Raw genomic sequence first — 14,868 nt, forward strand, 5'->3', positions numbered from 1 at the left:
ACCCCTGGTGATGGCCCCCGGCGACTTTTAATCACGGTGATCAAAAATAGAGGGGATAGGGTGGTCCGGTGGATTCATTGACCCGATGGTGGGATGGCGTCGAAGAGTGGCTGACGTCGTTGTCGTTCGTGCCGCAGATACTCGTCTGCGTGGCGATCGTCATCCCGCTCGCCGTTGGCATCGCGGTGTTGATGAATGTGCTGGTAGATGCATCGTTTCGGCTCTTTGACCGTCGCGATTCCGCTGACGTAGATGGAGGGGAACGGTAATGCCGCGCTCGAAGGTGACTATTGCATTGATCGCTCTGGTTGTTCTGGTTGTCGTCGCCTGGTTTCTTTTGCGCTGAGTTGTGGTGATCGGTCCGGCGAGGTGGTCGGATTCACATGCGGAATTCTGGTGCTAGTGTTCCGCCTATGTCTGCAGCCAGTGGTTACCGCGTGCGCCATACGTTGGCGCTTTTCGCGGTCGACTATCGCTGTGTTTTCGACGCTCACTGTCGTTGAACTCCGTCTTGTTCAGGCCCTGAGCCCACCGACTCGCTCTTCCATCACCTTCTGACCGTGAAACAAGGGGACACAACTATGCTTTTCCGATTCTCGCGCCATGCGCGGCCACGGGGGCGAAAGCGCCGGACAGACCTGTCCGTCGCCGGTTCGCTCACCGTTGCGGTCGTATCGGCGCTGGTGTTGTCGGGCTGCGGGGGCGGCTCGACGGACGAACCCGGAGGCCAGGACATCTCCAGCGGTTCGCGACATCTGAATCTCTATGCCTACGCGGTGCCGAAGATCGGCTTCGACGCGATCATCCCGGCGTTCCGGGATACGCCGGAAGGCGACGGCATCGGATTCTCGGCCTCCTACGGGGCGTCAGGCGACCAGTCGCGCAAGGTCGCCCGCCGGGTACCGGCTGATGTGGTCAACTTCTCGGTCGCGCCGGACATCACCCGACTGGTGAAAGCCGGTGTGGTGGACAAGGATTGGGCTGAGTTGTATCCCAACGGGAGCACCCCGTTCGGTTCGGTGGTGGCGTTGGTGGTCCGTGAGGGCAACCCCAAGAACATTCAGACCTGGGACGACCTGCTCAAGCCGGGCATCCAGGTCGTGACACCGAATCCGGGCAGTTCGGGTTCGGCGAAGTGGAATCTGCTGGCACCGTTCGCCGCCAAGAGCAACGGCGGCGTCGATGAGCAGGCCGGCCTCGACTACGTCGCGGAACTGGTCCGCGATCACACCCGGATCCAGCCGAAGTCCGGACGCGAGGCGACCACGGCCTTCGAGCAGGGCCAAGGCGATGTGCTGATCAGCTACGAGAACGAAGCGATCTTCCTCAAGAACCAGAACGCGACGGCCGAGCCCAGCCAACGGGTCGACTACGTGATCCCGTCCGAGACCTTCAAGATCGAGAACCCGGTCGCGGTGGTGAACTCCAGCGAGGAGAAGGATGCGGCCAACGCGTTCGTCAAGTATCTGTTCACCCCTGCGGCGCAACGGATCTGGGCAGAGAACGGATTCCGCCCGGTTGATGAGTCGGTGACCGAGGAGACCAGGTCGCTGTTCCCGGGTGACATCGCCAAACTCTGGACGATCAAGGAGTTGGGTGCGGTCCTCGGTGAGGGGACCGCCGCCAAGAACGACGGCAAGGATCTCAAGGGCTGGTCCGCGGTGGACAAGGCGCTGTTCGGTACATCCGGCGCGATCACCGAGATCTACAACGCCGGAGGCAAGGTATGACCAGCACTGAAGTAACAGCAGTGAAGCCGCCCCCGGCCGCCAGGCCCACCAAGCGCACCTGGGGCAGCGTCGGACCGCTCAGCGTCGGTGTTGCGATGCTGTGGCTCACGGTGATCGTGCTCCTGCCGCTCGCCGCCATCACCAGCGAGGCGTTCGACGACGGGTGGAGCGGCTTCTGGGACGCCTTCACCGCCGAAGGCGCTCTCGACACCCTCAAGATCACGGTTCTGGTCTCACTGGTCGTCGCCCTGATCAATGTGGTGATGGGCACGATCATCGCCTGGGTGCTGGTCCGCGACGAGTTCCCGGGCAAGCGCTTCGTCAACGCCCTGATCGATCTTCCGTTCGCCCTGCCGACGATCGTCGCGAGCCTCGTGCTGCTCTCGCTCTACGGCCCGAACAGTCCGATCGACATCGAACTCAACGCCACCAAGCCCGCGCTGGTCATCGCGCTGGCCTTCGTGACCCTCCCGTTCGTGGTGCGTCAGGTACAGCCGGTGCTGATCGAGATCGACAAAGAGGTCGAGGAGGCCGCCGCGTCGCTGGGCGCCAACAACTGGGTGATCTGGTGGAAGATCATCTTCCCGGCCCTGGCCCCGGCAGTCCTGTCCGGAGCCGGCCTCGCCTTCACCCGCGCCATCGGTGAGTTCGGATCCGTCGTCTTGATCGGCGGCAACATCCCGGGCGATACGCAGGTTGCGTCCCAGTACATCCAGCAGCAGATCGAGATCGACGCACCCGTCGACGCTGCGACGGTCTCGGTGATGTTGCTGCTGATCGCGTTCGTGGTGCTGCTGGTACTACGCGTTGCGGGTCGTCGGACCTCACGCCGTGAGGAGCTGAACTCATGAAACTGTCTGCCTTTCCTCGCATTTCGTTGCGCATCATCGCGCTGCTCTACCTCTTCTTCCTGCTGGTGATCCCGGTCGGGCTCATCTTCTGGCGGTCCTTTGAACACGGCCTCGGCCAGTTCTGGGACTGGATCACCACCCCGGCCGCGATCTCGGCGCTCCAGTTGAGTTTGCTGATCGTCGCGATTGTGGTGCCGCTCAACGTGATCTTCGGTGTGTTCACCGCACTGGCCCTGGTCCGCGGGCGTTTTCGCGGACGCGGCGTGATGGAAGCGATCGTCGACCTGCCGTTCGCCGTGTCTCCGATCGTTGTCGGTGTGGCCCTGATCCTGTTGTGGGGCTACGGCGGTTGGTTCGGCGGATTGGAGAGTCTGGGATTCCGGGTGATCTTCGGCCTGCCGGGCATGGTGCTCGCGACGCTGTTCGTGACGTTGCCGTTCGTGGTCCGTGAGGTCGAGCCGGTGCTGCGTGAGATCGGGACCGAGCAAGAAGAGGCCGCAGCCACACTCGGTGCCAGCGGATGGCAGACGTTCTGGCGGATCACCCTGCCGGCCATCCGGTGGGGCCTGTCGTACGGCATCGTGTTGACCATCGCCCGCGCATTGGGTGAGTACGGCGCCGTCATCATGGTCTCGTCCAACCTGCCGGGTGTTTCGCAGACACTGACATTGTTGGTGTCGTCGCGGTACACCGACGACTACAACGAGTACGGCGCCTACGCGGCCGCGACTCTGTTGATGATCATCGCGATCATCGTGTTGCTGCTGATGACCTTGGTCGGGCAGAGAACCGAAACCAATCGAATACCCCGCCGACGCGCGCGCGAAGAGGCCGACGCGGCCGCTGCCCCGGCTCCCACCAGCCCGATAGCCCAGGAGAGTGAACTGGTATGACCATCTCGGTGATTGACGCGAACAAGCGCTACGGAGATTTCGCCGCGCTCGACAACGTATCGATCGACATCCCGGTCGGCTCGCTGACCGCCCTGCTGGGACCGTCGGGGTCGGGTAAGTCGACCCTCCTGCGGGCGATCGCCGGTCTCGACCAGCTCGACTCGGGAACCGTGATCATCAACGGCGACGACGTCACCCGGGTGTCGCCGCAGAACCGCGACATCGGTTTCGTGTTCCAGCATTACGCCGCCTTCAAGCACATGACGGTGCGCGACAACGTGGCATTCGGGTTGAAGATCCGTAAGCGGCCGAAGGCCGAGGTCAACAAGAAGGTCGACGAGTTGCTCGAGGTTGTCGGGCTGGCGGGTTTCCAAACCCGCTATCCGGCTCAGCTCTCTGGTGGTCAGCGTCAGCGGATGGCGTTGGCCCGCGCACTTGCCGTCGACCCGAAGGTGTTGCTGCTCGACGAGCCCTTCGGTGCGCTCGACGCCAAGGTCCGAGAAGACCTGCGGGCCTGGCTTCGTCGTCTGCATGACGAGGTGCACGTGACCACCGTCCTGGTGACCCACGATCAGCAGGAAGCGCTCGACGTCGCCGACCGGATCGCAATACTCAACAAGGGTCGCATCGAGCAGATCGGTTCGCCGGCGGATCTCTACGATCGTCCGGAGAATCATTTCGTGATGTCGTTCCTCGGTTCGGTGGCCAAGCTCAACGGAGTTCTGGTGCGTCCCCACGACATCAGGGTTGGACGCACACCTGATCTGGCGTTGGAGACTGCCGACAAGGCGGCTGCGGAGACGGGCGTGCTCAAGGCCCGGGTCAAGCGTGTCGTGTACCTCGGCTTCGAGGTCCGGGTGGAGTTCGAGAACCTCGCCACCAGAGAGGATTTCCACGCCCAGATCACCCGCGGTGACGCGGCGGCGTTGGGCCTGAACGACGGCGATGAGGTGTACGTGCGGGCCACGTATGTGCCTGAGGCCGCGCTCGCCTGACCGCCACCGCAAACGAGCCAGAAATACAAAGACGAGCCACAAATTTGTGGCTCGTCTTCGTATTTCCGGCTCGTTTGCGGGTCGGGGAGCCGGCGGCGGTCGGGGTTGTCAGGTGGTCTGGAGGAACTCGGTGATGAGTTCGGCGGTGCGTTCGGGTTGATCGAGCATGATCAGGACGTAGGCGTCATCGATCTCGACGAGTCGCCCCTGCGGGAGCAGGTCGACGAGTCGGCGCCCGTGATCGCGCGGCATCACCTTGGTCTCCGGTGCCCACAGCACCAACGCGGGACCGGTGAACTGACGCAACTTCTCGGTGTTGGCGATCAGGGCGGCTTTGCCATAGTCGGTTCCGCGGCCGTAGGTGAGTACATCGCGGCGGACACCGGCCGAGGCGAGTCCCGGATCGGTCCACGCCGTGATGATGTCGTCGGGGATCGGCTTCTTGGCCATCAGTCCCAGCACCATCGGGGTTCTGCGGAGGATCCGGCTACGGAACTGAAGAAGCGCGAACTTGATTCCTCCCGGTACCGAGGCCGCCAGGACGGCCATCTTTCCCGGGAATCCGGGCGGGAAGTTGTCGAATGCCTCGGCGGGGCAGATCACCAGCCGGCTCACCCGCTGCCCGGTCTGCAGCTCGGGTAGGAACAGTGGCCCACCCCAGTCGCTGACCACCAGAGTTGCGTCCCGGAGATCGAGCGCGGACAGGAAGTCGGACAGGATGGCGACCATCCCGGGCATCTTGAGGTCTGCCTCGGGGCGCATCGGGTTCCGATGGCCGCCCAGTGGTAGCACCGGCAGCAGATACCGAAATGTCTTGGGCAACAGTGGTAATACCAGGTCCCACTGATGGTCGTTCATGAGCAGACCGTGGAGGAGCACCACCGGCGGCCCGTGGGGATCGCCGGCTTCCCGGTATTCGATGGTGCCGGCGGTCAGTTCGACGTTCTCCATCTGAATCTCCTCGAAGCCTACTAGAGCGTTCGTTCTAGAGCAGTTGTTCTAGTATGTGATGCAGGAGGTTGGATGGCAAGGGGTACCCGCGAGACAATTTTGACGGCCGCGATCGAACTCATGCGCGTCCACGGTTACGCGGCGCTGAGCATGAAACAGATCGTGGCGTCGTCGGGTGCTCCGATCGGTTCGATCTACCACCACTTTCCGGAGGGCAAGGCTCAGATCGCGCGAGAAGCGCTGGTCAATGCCGGTGTTGCATACGCGGCGGTCCTACCCATGGTGATGGCCGACCAATCCGAATTGGGTGCCGGGATCCGGGCGGCGTTCAGCCAAGCCGCCGATGACATGGAACTGACCGGTTACGCCAACATGTGTCCGGTCTCGACCGTTGCCGGAGAGGTCGCGAACGCCGACGAATCGTTGCGGATGGCGGCGGCGTCGGTCTTCGGTGATTGGATCATGCTCGGGCGCAGCTATTTTCAGAGTCGCGGCCTGGACAAAGATCTCGCCGAAGAAGTTGTCACCGCGATCGTGTGCTCGCTCGAGGGTGCGTTTGTGATGGCGCGGACGCTTCGCAGCAAGGCGCCGCTGCTCGCGGCCGGTCGGGCGCTGTCGGGGACGTACGAGGGCATCGCGCTCGGGCCCGTGCCCGCGATCAGACACTAGGGATGGGTTCAGATCCGGTGGTGCTCGATCTGCCGTTCCGCGGACGCTGGATGGCCCGCAACAGTCCTGCCCGCCGGATACCCAGTCACGGAACACATCTGTTCGGCACCACCTACGCCATCGATTTCATCGCGGTGGATGGGGCCGGACGACCGGCGCCACGGACGTGGCGGACCGCGCTGTCGGTCGAGCGTCCCGAGTTGTTCGTCGGATTCGGTCAACCGGTGTTGGCGCCCGGTGCCGGAACTGTGGTGATCGTCCACGACGGTGAGGTCGACCATGCCGCGCGCCGCTCACAGCTTGCGCTGTTGCCGTACGCGATCGGTCAGGCTGGTCGAGTTGGGCAGGGCTCCAATGCGATTGCCGGGAATCATGTGGTGATCGATCTGGGTTTCGGTGGTCCATATGTCTTACTGGCACATCTGCGTCGTGGATCGATTGCCGTGGCGGTGGGGGATGTCGTCGCGGCCGGCGATCACATTGCCGACTGCGGTAACTCCGGGAACAGCACCCAGCCGCACGTCCACATCCAGGTCACCGATTCACTGGATTGGCCCACGACCCGAGGTCTGCCGATGGCGTTCCGTCGGGCGGGCACAGGCGTTTTCATGCCGGGGGAGTCCCAGATCGTCCACGGCTAACCGCCAAACGAGCCACCTATACGAAGACGAGCCACAAATTTGTGGCTCGTCTTCGTATAGGTGGCTCGTTTGCGGGAGGGAGTCGGGTGGGCGCGCGTCAGGCGGAGACGGGAAGTGCGGCGCGGTAGCGGTCGCAGACGACGTCGATGAGAGCCGGGTGGGCTCCGAGTGGTCCGGCGATCTGGGCACCGGGGGCGAGGGCGTCGACGGCGGTGTCGACACGCTCGGTCAGCAGCCCGGCCGACAGGAAGTACGGGCTCACGACGATGCGCCGGGCACATTCGCGGCGGAGCCGTCCGATGGCTGAGCGCAGGTTGCGGTTGTCCTCGCCCAGCCGGGTGGCGAACACGAGTTGCACCAGCGGCGTGCCGATTTCGAGCGCCAACTCCGTGGCTCTGCGACGGACCGCGTCGTCGGCCGCGGCATCGCTGGATCCGACCGCGGTCATCAGGACACCGTCGGTGGGCCGCAGGCCGACCTGGTCGAGTCGCTGGATCAGGGCGGTGATGATCCGGGGGTCCCCGCCCAGGGTCGGCAACTGCCGAACCGTCAGGGTCGGATTCGCGGCGCAGGCCTGATCGACGAGCGCGGGCAGGTCGATCTTGCTGTGAAACGCCTCCGACAGCAGCAGCGGCGCCAATAAAACCTCACCGCGGCAGTCGGCCAGGACCTGCGACACCGTGGGGGTGTTCAGGTCGAGGTAGGCCAGTCGGACATCCACGTCGCGTAGGCGAGCGCGGACGGCTGCAGTGATCCGTTCCACGGTGGCCGCGAACCGGGGGTCGCGGCTACCGTGGGCGGCGAGAACCAGTGTTGTCACACAAGCTCTTTCAGGTGCAACGTCGACAGGGCGTCGCCCACCAGGCCGGCGCCGAGAGTGTTACCACCCTGCGGATCGATCAGCAGGAAGCTGCCGGTCTCGCGGTTGGTGTTGTAGTCGTCGGCGCTGACCGGCTGTGCGGTCTGCACCGAGATACGGCCGATCTGGTTCAGTTCCAGCGCATCCGGGGACTCCCGCAAGACCAGTTCCTGCTCGTCGAAGAGGACCTCGAGTCCGCCGACGATGGCCTGAGTGGTCCGGGCCCCGTGCTTGAGCAGCAGGCGGGCGCCGGGACGCAACGGCTTGTCACCGAGCCAGCAGACGGTTGCGCTGAACTGCGAGATCGGTTCGGGTGCATCGGCCACCGCGGCGATGACATCACCGCGGGACACGTCGACGTCCTCAGCGAGGATGAGAGTGATGCTGCGGCCGGTGTGTGCCGATTCGAGCGAACCGTCCGCGGTGTCGATCCGTTCGACCGTGGTGCGGGTACTTGAGGGCAGGATCACCACCTCGTCGCCGACGGTCACGCGGCCGGCGGCAACCTGGCCGGCGTAGCCACGGTAATCCGGGTATTCCGCTGTGCGCGGCCGGATCACGTACTGGACCGGGAACCGGAAGCCGACCGGCTTGCGGTCTTCACCGGCAGGTACCGATTCGAGGTGCTCGATCAGGGTGGGGCCGTTGTAGAACGGGGTCTTGTCCGACCGGATCGCCACGTTGTCGCCGTGCAGCGCGGACACCGGGATGGACACGACACGTTCGGCGCTCCAGCCGAGCGACGTCGTCATGTCGGTGAACTCGGTGCGGATCTCGTTGAAGACCTTCTCGGGATCGTCGACGAGGTCGATCTTGTTGACGGCCAACACCAGACGAGGCACGCCGAGCAGCGCCATCACCGCGGCGTGGCGACGGGTCTGCGAGATGACACCCTTACGGGCATCGACCAGCAGGATCACCAGGCCGGCGGTGGAGGCACCGGAAACCGTGTTGCGGGTGTACTGCACGTGTCCGGGGGTGTCGGCCAGGACGAACGACCGCGTCGGGGTGGCGAAGTAGCGGTAGGCCACATCGATGGTGATGCCCTGCTCGCGTTCGGCGCGCAGTCCGTCGACCAGCAGCGACAGGTCGGGCTGGTCGAGGCCGCGGTCCACCGAGGCGCGGGTGACGGCGTCGATCTGGTCGGCCAGAACCGATTTGGTGTCGTAGAGCAACCGGCCCACCAGGGTGGACTTGCCGTCGTCGACGCTGCCGGCCGTGGCCAGTCGGAGAAGATCGGGGGCGTGATTCATCAGAAATAACCTTCTCGTTTGCGGTCTTCCATGGCGGCCTCGGACACTCGGTCGTCGCCGCGGGTGGCACCGCGTTCGGTGAGTCGGGATGCGGCGACCTCGGCCAGCACGGCTTCGTTGTCGGCCGCATCGGAGAGGACCGCGCCGGTGGTGGAGCCGTCGCCCACGGTCCGGTAACGGACCGAAAGGGTCTGCAACTCTTCGCCTTCGGCGGGGCCGCCCCAGACACCGGGGGTCATCCACATGCCGTCGCGGGAGTAGACCTCACGCTGATGGGCGTAGTAGATCGACGGCAGGAGTACCTGCTCGCGGGCGATGTAGCGCCAGACGTCGAGCTCGGTCCAGTTGGACAGCGGGAACACGCGGACGTGCTCACCCGGCGCATGCTTGCCGTTGTAGAGGTTCCACAGTTCGGGGCGCTGACGCTTGGGGTCCCACTGGCCGAATGCGTTGCGCAGCGAGAAGATCCGCTCCTTGGCGCGGGAGCGTTCCTCGTCGCGCCGGGCGCCGCCGAAGACCGCGTCGAAACGGTTCTCGGTGATGCCGTCGAGCAGCGGGACCGTCTGCAGCGGGTTGCGGATGCCGTCGGGCCGCTCGGTGAGTCGGCCGTCGGCGAGGTAGTCCTCGACCTTGGCGACATGCAGCCGCAGGTTGTGGCGGGCCACCACGTCGTCGCGGAACGCCAAGACCTCGGGCAGGTTGTGCCCGGTGTCGACGTGCAACAGCGAGAACGGCAGCGGTGCCGGCCAGAACGCCTTCAGCGCAACGTGCAGCAGGACGGTGGAGTCCTTACCGCCGGAGAAGAGGATCACCGGGCGCTCGAACTCTCCGGCGACCTCACGGAAGATGTGGATCGCCTCGGACTCGAGGGCGTCGAGAGTGGTGAACTCGTCGGCGGTGTCGACGGGCAGGGTGTCTGCCGGTAGGGCGTTGGTGCTCTGTTGGATGGTCATGAGGCGTGCAACCCGCATTCTGTTTTGGCAAGGCCGGCCCAGCGGCCGCTTCGTGGATCGGCACCGGCAATCGGCTTGCTGGTGCAGGGCGCGCATCCGATCGACGGATAGCCCTCGTCGACGAGGGGATTGACGAGCACGCCATTGGCGTCGATGTAGTCCTGGAACTGCTCGTCGGTCCAGGCGGCCAGCGGATTGATCTTCACCAGACCGAAGGCGTCGTCGAACGAGATCAGCGGGGCATCGGCCCGGGTGGGGGATTCGACCCGGCGGATCCCGCTGACCCAGGCCCGGTAGCCGGACAGTTCGCGCTTGAGTGGGACCACCTTGCGCAACCGGCAGCATTCACCGGGGTTGGTGGCGAACAGGTTTCGGCCGACTGTCGCATCTTGCCCGGCCACACTCTGCTCGGCTTCGGCGGTGACGATCTCCACGCCGTAGACCTGCTCGACCGCGTCGCGGGTACCGATGGTCTCGGCGAAGTGGTAGCCGGTGTCGAGGAAGAGCACCTTGAGCTTGTTGCCGCCGAGTTGCTCCGAGCTGATAGCGCCCGTCGCGACATCGATCAGAACCGCGTCCTGCATGTTCGAGGCGACCAGGAAGTCGCTGCCGAATGTGTCGGCGGTCCACCGGAACAGATCCTGTGCGGACGCGTCCGGTCCGAGCTGTGCGGCGCCGGCCGTGGCCAGCTCACGCAATTGCGCTTCATCGCGAACTGCGGTACTCATCGCAAATCCTCCTCATCGGCGCGAATCGCCCACTGGGCGAAGCGTTCCCCTTCATTGCGTTCCTTGACGAAGTTGCGGACAACCCGCTCCATGTAGTCGCCGATGTCGGTCGAGAGCACCTTGTGCTGACGCAGCTTTCGGCCGAAGGCGGAATCCTGTCCGAGGCTGCCACCGAGGTGAACCTGGAAACCCTCGACGGTCTTGCCCTCGTCGTCCTCGACGAGCATGCCCTTGAAGCCGATGTCGGCGATCTGGGCGCGGGCGCAGGAGTTGGGGCAGCCGTTGATGTTGACCGTGATCGGCACGTCGAGCTGATCGTTGATGTCGGCCAGGCGCTGTTCGAGTTCGGGAACCAGGACCTGTGATCGCTTGCGGGTCTCGGTGAACGAGAGCTTGCAGAACTCGATGCCCGAGCAGGCCATCAGGTTGCGGCGCCACGGTGACGGACGGGCCTCGAGACCGTGCTTCGAGACCTCTTCGATGAGCTGCTCGACCTTGTCGTCCGGGACGTCGAGGACAACCAGCTTCTGGTACGGCGTGAACCGGACGCGGTCGGATCCGGCGCGCTGAGCGGCATCGGCGACAGCGGTCAGCTTCGTACCGGAGACGCGGCCGGCGATGGCGGCGAACCCGACGGAGTTCAGGCCGTTCTTGAGTCGCTGAACGCCGATGTGATCGCGCGGCGCGGTCAGTGGGGCGGGCGCCGGTCCGTCGATCAGCTTGCGGCCCAGGTACTCGTCTTCGAGGACCTGGCGGAACTTCTCGATGCCCCAGTCCTTGATCAGGAACTTCAGGCGGGCCTTGGTGCGAAGCCGGCGGTAACCGTAGTCGCGGAAGACCGAGACGACGGCCTCCCAGACATCGGGGACCTCGTCGAGCGGGATCCAGGCACCGACCCGCTGCGCGAGCATCGGGTTGGTCGAGAGGCCACCGCCGACCCAGAGGTCGAGTCCGGGGCCGTGCTCGGGATGGTTGACGCCGATGAACGCGACGTCGTTGATCTCGTGGGCGACGTCCTGCAGGCCGGAGATCGCGGTCTTGAACTTGCGGGGCAGGTTCGAGTACTTCGGGTCACCGATGTAGCGGCGGACGATCTCGTCGATCGCGGGAGTGGGGTCGAGGACCTCGTCGAGGGCCTCACCGGCCAGCGGCGATCCCAGGATGATGCGGGGGCAGTCGCCGCAGGCTTCGGTGGTCTTGAGTCCGACGGCCTCGAGGCGGCTGAAGATCTCCGGGACGTTGCGGATGTCGATCCAGTGGTACTGGACGTTCTCGCGGTCGGAGAGATCGGCGGTGTCGCGACCGAACTCGGTCGAGAGCTGACCGACGGTGCGCAGCTGCTCGGTGGTCAGGGCGCCCCCGTCGCACCGCACCCGGAGCATGAAGTGCTTGGCCTCGAGGATGTCGATGTTGTCGTCACCGGTCCAGGTGCCGTCGTAGCCCTCGGCGCGCTGGGTGTAGAGCCCCCACCAGCGCATCCGGCCACGCAGATCCTGCTTGTCGATGGAGTCGAAGCCCTGCTTGGAGTAGATGTTCTCGATCCGGGCCCGGACGTTGAGCGGGTTGTCGTCTTTCTTGACCTGCTCGTTGGGGTTCTGCGGTTCGCGGTAGCCGAGCGCCCACTGACCTTCTGCCCGGCGTTTGGGGGGACGCGCGCGGCGCTGCGGCGGCTTTCCGGGGGCGTCGGTCGTCGACGTCATGATGCTCCTGTCTGACGGATCCATCCAGGGCAGCGCTGGGCATGTGCCGACGGCACCCGAATGATCCTGCGAAATGAAGTGAGGGGGAGGCAGTGAGTGGCACGTATGAGAACCCGGTGCGATCCCGGGCTGCGGGTCGCGAAGCGGACGTGCTGGTTACATGCGACACAGCGCGCTGCATGCGCGCTTGAGATCAATGTGCCGCCGCATTGCGAGCCACACCCCTTGAGAAGTCACGTCGCCCATAGTGCCACGGCCCCCCTCGATGCGTCTACTTGGGCTTACTTCGACTCATCCTGAGTGGAAGTCGGCCGGTTGGATTATTTCGCCTTCAATTCAGAGACAACAACCTGCGCGGAGGAGTCATTCCGAGGTGGACGATTTCCCGTTGCGGATGTCGCGGCTCCATTTCACCGCCGCCAGGATCACCTTGATCCCCACCCCGACAACGATGAGATTGAGCACCATCTGGACGCTGACCACGGCACGGGAGGTATCGACGGCAGCGGTGATGTCACCGAAGCCCACGGTCGCGAAGACCGAGAGGGTGAAGTAGAGCGAACTCATCAAGGACAGCGGCTCGTTGAACTGGTCGGGGTTGTTGTCCGACAACATGAAGTAGCCGAGTGAAAAGGCCAGTAGGTAGATCGGCACGATGATCGCCAGGGCTTCGATGGCGTGCACGGCCGGGTAGGGCGATCTCAGTATCTTGCCGACCTGCCAGATCGCGGTCACTGTTGCGACGGCCAGGAAGCCGACGACGATTGCCAGAGCCGTCCAGTCGCTGAACCTGTCCCAGGGAAACACGAAGTAGGCGACGAGATAGACCACCACGGTGATCACCGATCGCACCAGCGCCCACACGAGCAGCGTTGTCGGCCATTCGGGTTTGGTGGCCTCGTGCGTACCGCCTTCACCAGTGGCCACCCCATGTGTGCCCGGCCCGCCTGTGTCCGACTCGTCTGTGGCTGGCATGGCATGACCCCTGTCGCGTGAAGTCGTCCTGAGTTTGTTGTGACCAGCGTGCCTGGGATGATCGATTTACGATGGAAAACTTTCTGATTCCGCAGTCCAGCAGCAACACGCCGCTGGGGCTCTACATCCACGTGCCGTTCTGTGCCACGCGGTGCGGGTACTGCGACTTCAACACCTATACGCCCGGCGAGCTGGGCAGTGCCTCGTCGCCGGACCAGTGGATGACCGCACTCGACGGGGAACTGGCGATGGCTGCCCGGCAGCTGACCCCGGTGCGGCCGGTCTCGACGATCTTCGTCGGTGGCGGTACGCCGTCGTTGCTCGGTGCCGAGGGGCTGGGGCAGGTGCTGACGTCGGTGCGGAAGTACTTCGACATCGCAGACGGCGCCGAGATCACCACCGAGTCCAATCCGGAGTCGACATCACCGGAGTTCTTTGCCGGCATCGTGGGAGCCGGCTTCAATCGGGTCTCACTCGGAATGCAATCCGCCGCAAGCCATGTGCTCGCCGTCCTCGACCGCACCCATACCCCCGGCCGGGCGGTGACCGCGGCGTTGGAAGCGCGCGCCGCCGGGATCGAGCACGTCAACCTCGACCTGATCTACGGCACGCCGGGTGAGCGCGATGAGGACCTGGCGCTGTCGTTGGACGCCGTCCTCGAGGCAGGCGTCGATCACGTCTCTGCCTACGCGCTCATCGTCGAGGACGGCACGGCACTGGCCCGGCGGATCCGGCGGGGAGATCTGCCCGCCCCCGACGATGATGTGCTGGCCGCTCGCTACGAGATGATCGACGCCCGGCTCACCGCGGCGGGGATGCGGTGGTACGAGGTGTCGAACTGGGCGCGACCCGATGTTCCCGGCGCCGAGTGCCGTCACAACCTCGGCTATTGGGACAGTGCGGACTGGTGGGGCGCCGGGCCCGGGGCCCATTCACACGTGGCCGGGGTCCGATGGTGGAACCACAAGCATCCGGCCAGGTACGCGGCCGCGGTGGCCGCCGGCGACCTGCCCGTGGCCGGAAGTGAAGAACTCACCACCGAGGATCGGCACACCGAAACGGTGATGCTGACCGTTCGGCGATCGAGCGGGCTGCCGTGGGACGAACTGGACGCCGGTGAGCAGGCGCGGGCCCGTCAGAGCATTGCCGATGGACTCACCGAATTGGTCGGCGATGACCTGGTTCTGACCAACCGTGGTCGGCTGCTGGCGGACGGCGTCGTCCGAAACCTTTTGGCGGGGTAGGCAGATCGTTCGTGCTGTCGATGTTCTCCGGGTTCGCCGACGCTGCCGAGAGGTGGTCGAGGTCGAGGAGCCGGGCATGGATGACGTTCCGGTTCCGCAGCGCCGACCGTACCGCCCGGTGTAATCCGTCCTCGAGGTAGATCTCGCCGTGCCATTGCACGGCGTGGGCGAACAGGTCGCCGTAGAAGGTCGAGTCCTCGGACAACAGCTTGTCCAGCGCGAGCACGGTGGTGACGGTGGTCAGCTGATCGAGCCGGAGCTGCCGCGGTGGGATCTTGGCCCAGTCGCGGATCGAGAGCTGATGGTCCGGATAAGGTTTGCCGTCGCGGACGCCCTTGAAAATCACCGGTTCACCGTAACCGGTATCTCTCGCCGTAGACTGGTCAAACGCCGTGAGGGCGACAACGTCCCTCACTGAACACGCAA

General features: G+C 64.9%; 17 protein-coding genes. 9 read left to right on the forward strand and 8 right to left on the reverse strand.

Annotated features, from left to right (window positions below; all coding sequences use genetic code 11):
- Positions 1-68 precede the first annotated feature (68 nt).
- The 6 genes from AC51GT_RS01695 (at position 69) to AC51GT_RS01720 (ending at position 4,469) form a co-directional block, all read left to right on the forward strand.
- Positions 69-269, forward strand: a complete 201-nt coding sequence (locus AC51GT_RS01695; RefSeq protein ID WP_496323655.1) for a hypothetical protein — start codon at positions 69-71, stop codon at positions 267-269.
- Between the two features lie 144 nt (positions 270-413).
- Positions 414-503, forward strand: coding sequence for an Ms4533A family Cys-rich leader peptide (locus AC51GT_RS01700; protein WP_496323656.1), 90 nt, complete (start codon positions 414-416; stop codon positions 501-503).
- A gap of 78 nt (positions 504-581) precedes the next feature.
- On the forward strand, positions 582-1,730 hold the full coding sequence (locus AC51GT_RS01705) for a sulfate ABC transporter substrate-binding protein (protein ID WP_496327651.1): 1,149 nt from the start codon (positions 582-584) through the stop codon (positions 1,728-1,730).
- Complete coding sequence (cysT, locus tag AC51GT_RS01710; protein WP_496323658.1) at positions 1,727-2,581, forward strand: sulfate ABC transporter permease subunit CysT; 855 nt, start codon at positions 1,727-1,729, stop codon at positions 2,579-2,581. Before AC51GT_RS01705 ends, cysT begins: the two co-directional genes overlap by 4 nt.
- Positions 2,578-3,474: a sulfate ABC transporter permease subunit CysW gene (gene cysW, locus AC51GT_RS01715; RefSeq protein WP_496323659.1), complete on the forward strand. Its 897-nt coding sequence runs from the start codon at positions 2,578-2,580 to the stop codon at positions 3,472-3,474. Before cysT ends, cysW begins: the two co-directional genes overlap by 4 nt.
- Complete coding sequence (locus AC51GT_RS01720; RefSeq protein WP_496323660.1) at positions 3,471-4,469, forward strand: sulfate/molybdate ABC transporter ATP-binding protein; 999 nt, start codon at positions 3,471-3,473, stop codon at positions 4,467-4,469. The genes cysW and AC51GT_RS01720 overlap by 4 nt, the downstream gene beginning before the upstream one ends.
- Before the next feature lie 108 nt (positions 4,470-4,577).
- On the opposite strand, the gene AC51GT_RS01725 is transcribed toward AC51GT_RS01720, so the two are convergent.
- On the reverse strand, positions 4,578-5,420 hold the full coding sequence (locus AC51GT_RS01725; RefSeq protein ID WP_496327652.1) for an alpha/beta fold hydrolase: 843 nt from the start codon (positions 5,418-5,420) through the stop codon (positions 4,578-4,580).
- Between the two features lie 72 nt (positions 5,421-5,492).
- Here AC51GT_RS01725 and AC51GT_RS01730 point away from each other — a divergent pair, with 72 nt between their 5' ends.
- On the forward strand, positions 5,493-6,089 hold the full coding sequence (locus tag AC51GT_RS01730; protein WP_496323661.1) for a TetR/AcrR family transcriptional regulator: 597 nt from the start codon (positions 5,493-5,495) through the stop codon (positions 6,087-6,089).
- A 2-nt stretch (positions 6,090-6,091) separates the two neighbouring features.
- Positions 6,092-6,730: a peptidoglycan DD-metalloendopeptidase family protein gene (locus AC51GT_RS01735; RefSeq protein ID WP_496327653.1), complete on the forward strand. Its 639-nt coding sequence runs from the start codon at positions 6,092-6,094 to the stop codon at positions 6,728-6,730.
- Between the two features lie 97 nt (positions 6,731-6,827).
- Here AC51GT_RS01735 and AC51GT_RS01740 read toward each other — a convergent pair whose 3' ends face one another.
- The 6 genes from AC51GT_RS01740 to AC51GT_RS01765 form a co-directional block, all read right to left on the reverse strand.
- Complete coding sequence (locus tag AC51GT_RS01740; protein WP_496327654.1) at positions 6,828-7,550, reverse strand: sirohydrochlorin chelatase; 723 nt, start codon at positions 7,548-7,550, stop codon at positions 6,828-6,830.
- On the reverse strand, positions 7,547-8,842 hold the full coding sequence (locus AC51GT_RS01745; protein WP_496327655.1) for a sulfate adenylyltransferase subunit 1: 1,296 nt from the start codon (positions 8,840-8,842) through the stop codon (positions 7,547-7,549). Before AC51GT_RS01745 ends, AC51GT_RS01740 begins: the two co-directional genes overlap by 4 nt.
- Positions 8,842-9,795 (reverse strand): sulfate adenylyltransferase subunit CysD, encoded by a 954-nt coding sequence (gene cysD / locus AC51GT_RS01750; RefSeq protein ID WP_496323665.1) that lies wholly within the window; start codon positions 9,793-9,795, stop codon positions 8,842-8,844. Before cysD ends, AC51GT_RS01745 begins: the two co-directional genes overlap by 1 nt.
- Entirely contained in the window at positions 9,792-10,523 is a 732-nt protein-coding gene (locus tag AC51GT_RS01755) for a phosphoadenylyl-sulfate reductase (protein WP_496323666.1), read from the reverse strand. Before AC51GT_RS01755 ends, cysD begins: the two co-directional genes overlap by 4 nt.
- Positions 10,520-12,223, reverse strand: coding sequence for a nitrite/sulfite reductase (locus tag AC51GT_RS01760; RefSeq protein ID WP_496323667.1), 1,704 nt, complete (start codon positions 12,221-12,223; stop codon positions 10,520-10,522). Before AC51GT_RS01760 ends, AC51GT_RS01755 begins: the two co-directional genes overlap by 4 nt.
- A gap of 363 nt (positions 12,224-12,586) precedes the next feature.
- Positions 12,587-13,198, reverse strand: coding sequence for an ion channel (locus AC51GT_RS01765; protein ID WP_496327656.1), 612 nt, complete (start codon positions 13,196-13,198; stop codon positions 12,587-12,589).
- 71 nt (positions 13,199-13,269) lie between these two features.
- Between AC51GT_RS01765 and hemW the strand changes: the two genes are divergently transcribed.
- Positions 13,270-14,442, forward strand: coding sequence for a radical SAM family heme chaperone HemW (hemW, locus tag AC51GT_RS01770; RefSeq protein ID WP_496327657.1), 1,173 nt, complete (start codon positions 13,270-13,272; stop codon positions 14,440-14,442).
- On the opposite strand, the gene AC51GT_RS01775 is transcribed toward hemW, so the two are convergent.
- Positions 14,354-14,788 carry a type II toxin-antitoxin system VapB family antitoxin gene (locus AC51GT_RS01775; protein WP_496323670.1) on the reverse strand — a complete coding sequence of 145 codons (435 nt, stop codon included), beginning with the start codon at positions 14,786-14,788 and terminating at the stop codon, positions 14,354-14,356. The two genes, hemW and AC51GT_RS01775, sit on opposite strands and share 89 nt — an antisense overlap.
- Positions 14,789-14,868 lie beyond the last annotated feature (80 nt).

It is taken from the genome of Williamsia sp. z34, assembly GCF_059553395.1.

What these genes read in the sequence shown, in the direction of transcription:
- AC51GT_RS01700 (WP_496323656.1), top strand. Translation starts at nt 414, where the DNA reads ATGTCTGCAGCCAGTGGTTACCGCGTGCGCCATACGTTGGCGCTTTTC.
- AC51GT_RS01705 (WP_496327651.1), top strand. Translation starts at nt 582, where the DNA reads ATGCTTTTCCGATTCTCGCGCCATGCGCGGCCACGGGGGCGAAAGCGC.
- cysT (WP_496323658.1), top strand. Translation starts at nt 1,727, where the DNA reads ATGACCAGCACTGAAGTAACAGCAGTGAAGCCGCCCCCGGCCGCCAGG.
- cysW (WP_496323659.1), top strand. Translation starts at nt 2,578, where the DNA reads ATGAAACTGTCTGCCTTTCCTCGCATTTCGTTGCGCATCATCGCGCTG.
- AC51GT_RS01720 (WP_496323660.1), top strand. Translation starts at nt 3,471, where the DNA reads ATGACCATCTCGGTGATTGACGCGAACAAGCGCTACGGAGATTTCGCC.
- AC51GT_RS01725 (WP_496327652.1), bottom strand. Translation starts at nt 5,420, where the DNA reads ATGGAGAACGTCGAACTGACCGCCGGCACCATCGAATACCGGGAAGCC.
- AC51GT_RS01730 (WP_496323661.1), top strand. Translation starts at nt 5,493, where the DNA reads ATGGCAAGGGGTACCCGCGAGACAATTTTGACGGCCGCGATCGAACTC.
- AC51GT_RS01735 (WP_496327653.1), top strand. Translation starts at nt 6,092, where the DNA reads ATGGGTTCAGATCCGGTGGTGCTCGATCTGCCGTTCCGCGGACGCTGG.
- AC51GT_RS01745 (WP_496327655.1), bottom strand. Translation starts at nt 8,842, where the DNA reads ATGAATCACGCCCCCGATCTTCTCCGACTGGCCACGGCCGGCAGCGTC.
- cysD (WP_496323665.1), bottom strand. Translation starts at nt 9,795, where the DNA reads ATGACCATCCAACAGAGCACCAACGCCCTACCGGCAGACACCCTGCCC.
- AC51GT_RS01755 (WP_496323666.1), bottom strand. Translation starts at nt 10,523, where the DNA reads ATGAGTACCGCAGTTCGCGATGAAGCGCAATTGCGTGAGCTGGCCACG.
- AC51GT_RS01760 (WP_496323667.1), bottom strand. Translation starts at nt 12,223, where the DNA reads ATGACGTCGACGACCGACGCCCCCGGAAAGCCGCCGCAGCGCCGCGCG.
- AC51GT_RS01765 (WP_496327656.1), bottom strand. Translation starts at nt 13,198, where the DNA reads ATGCCAGCCACAGACGAGTCGGACACAGGCGGGCCGGGCACACATGGG.
- hemW (WP_496327657.1), top strand. Translation starts at nt 13,270, where the DNA reads ATGGAAAACTTTCTGATTCCGCAGTCCAGCAGCAACACGCCGCTGGGG.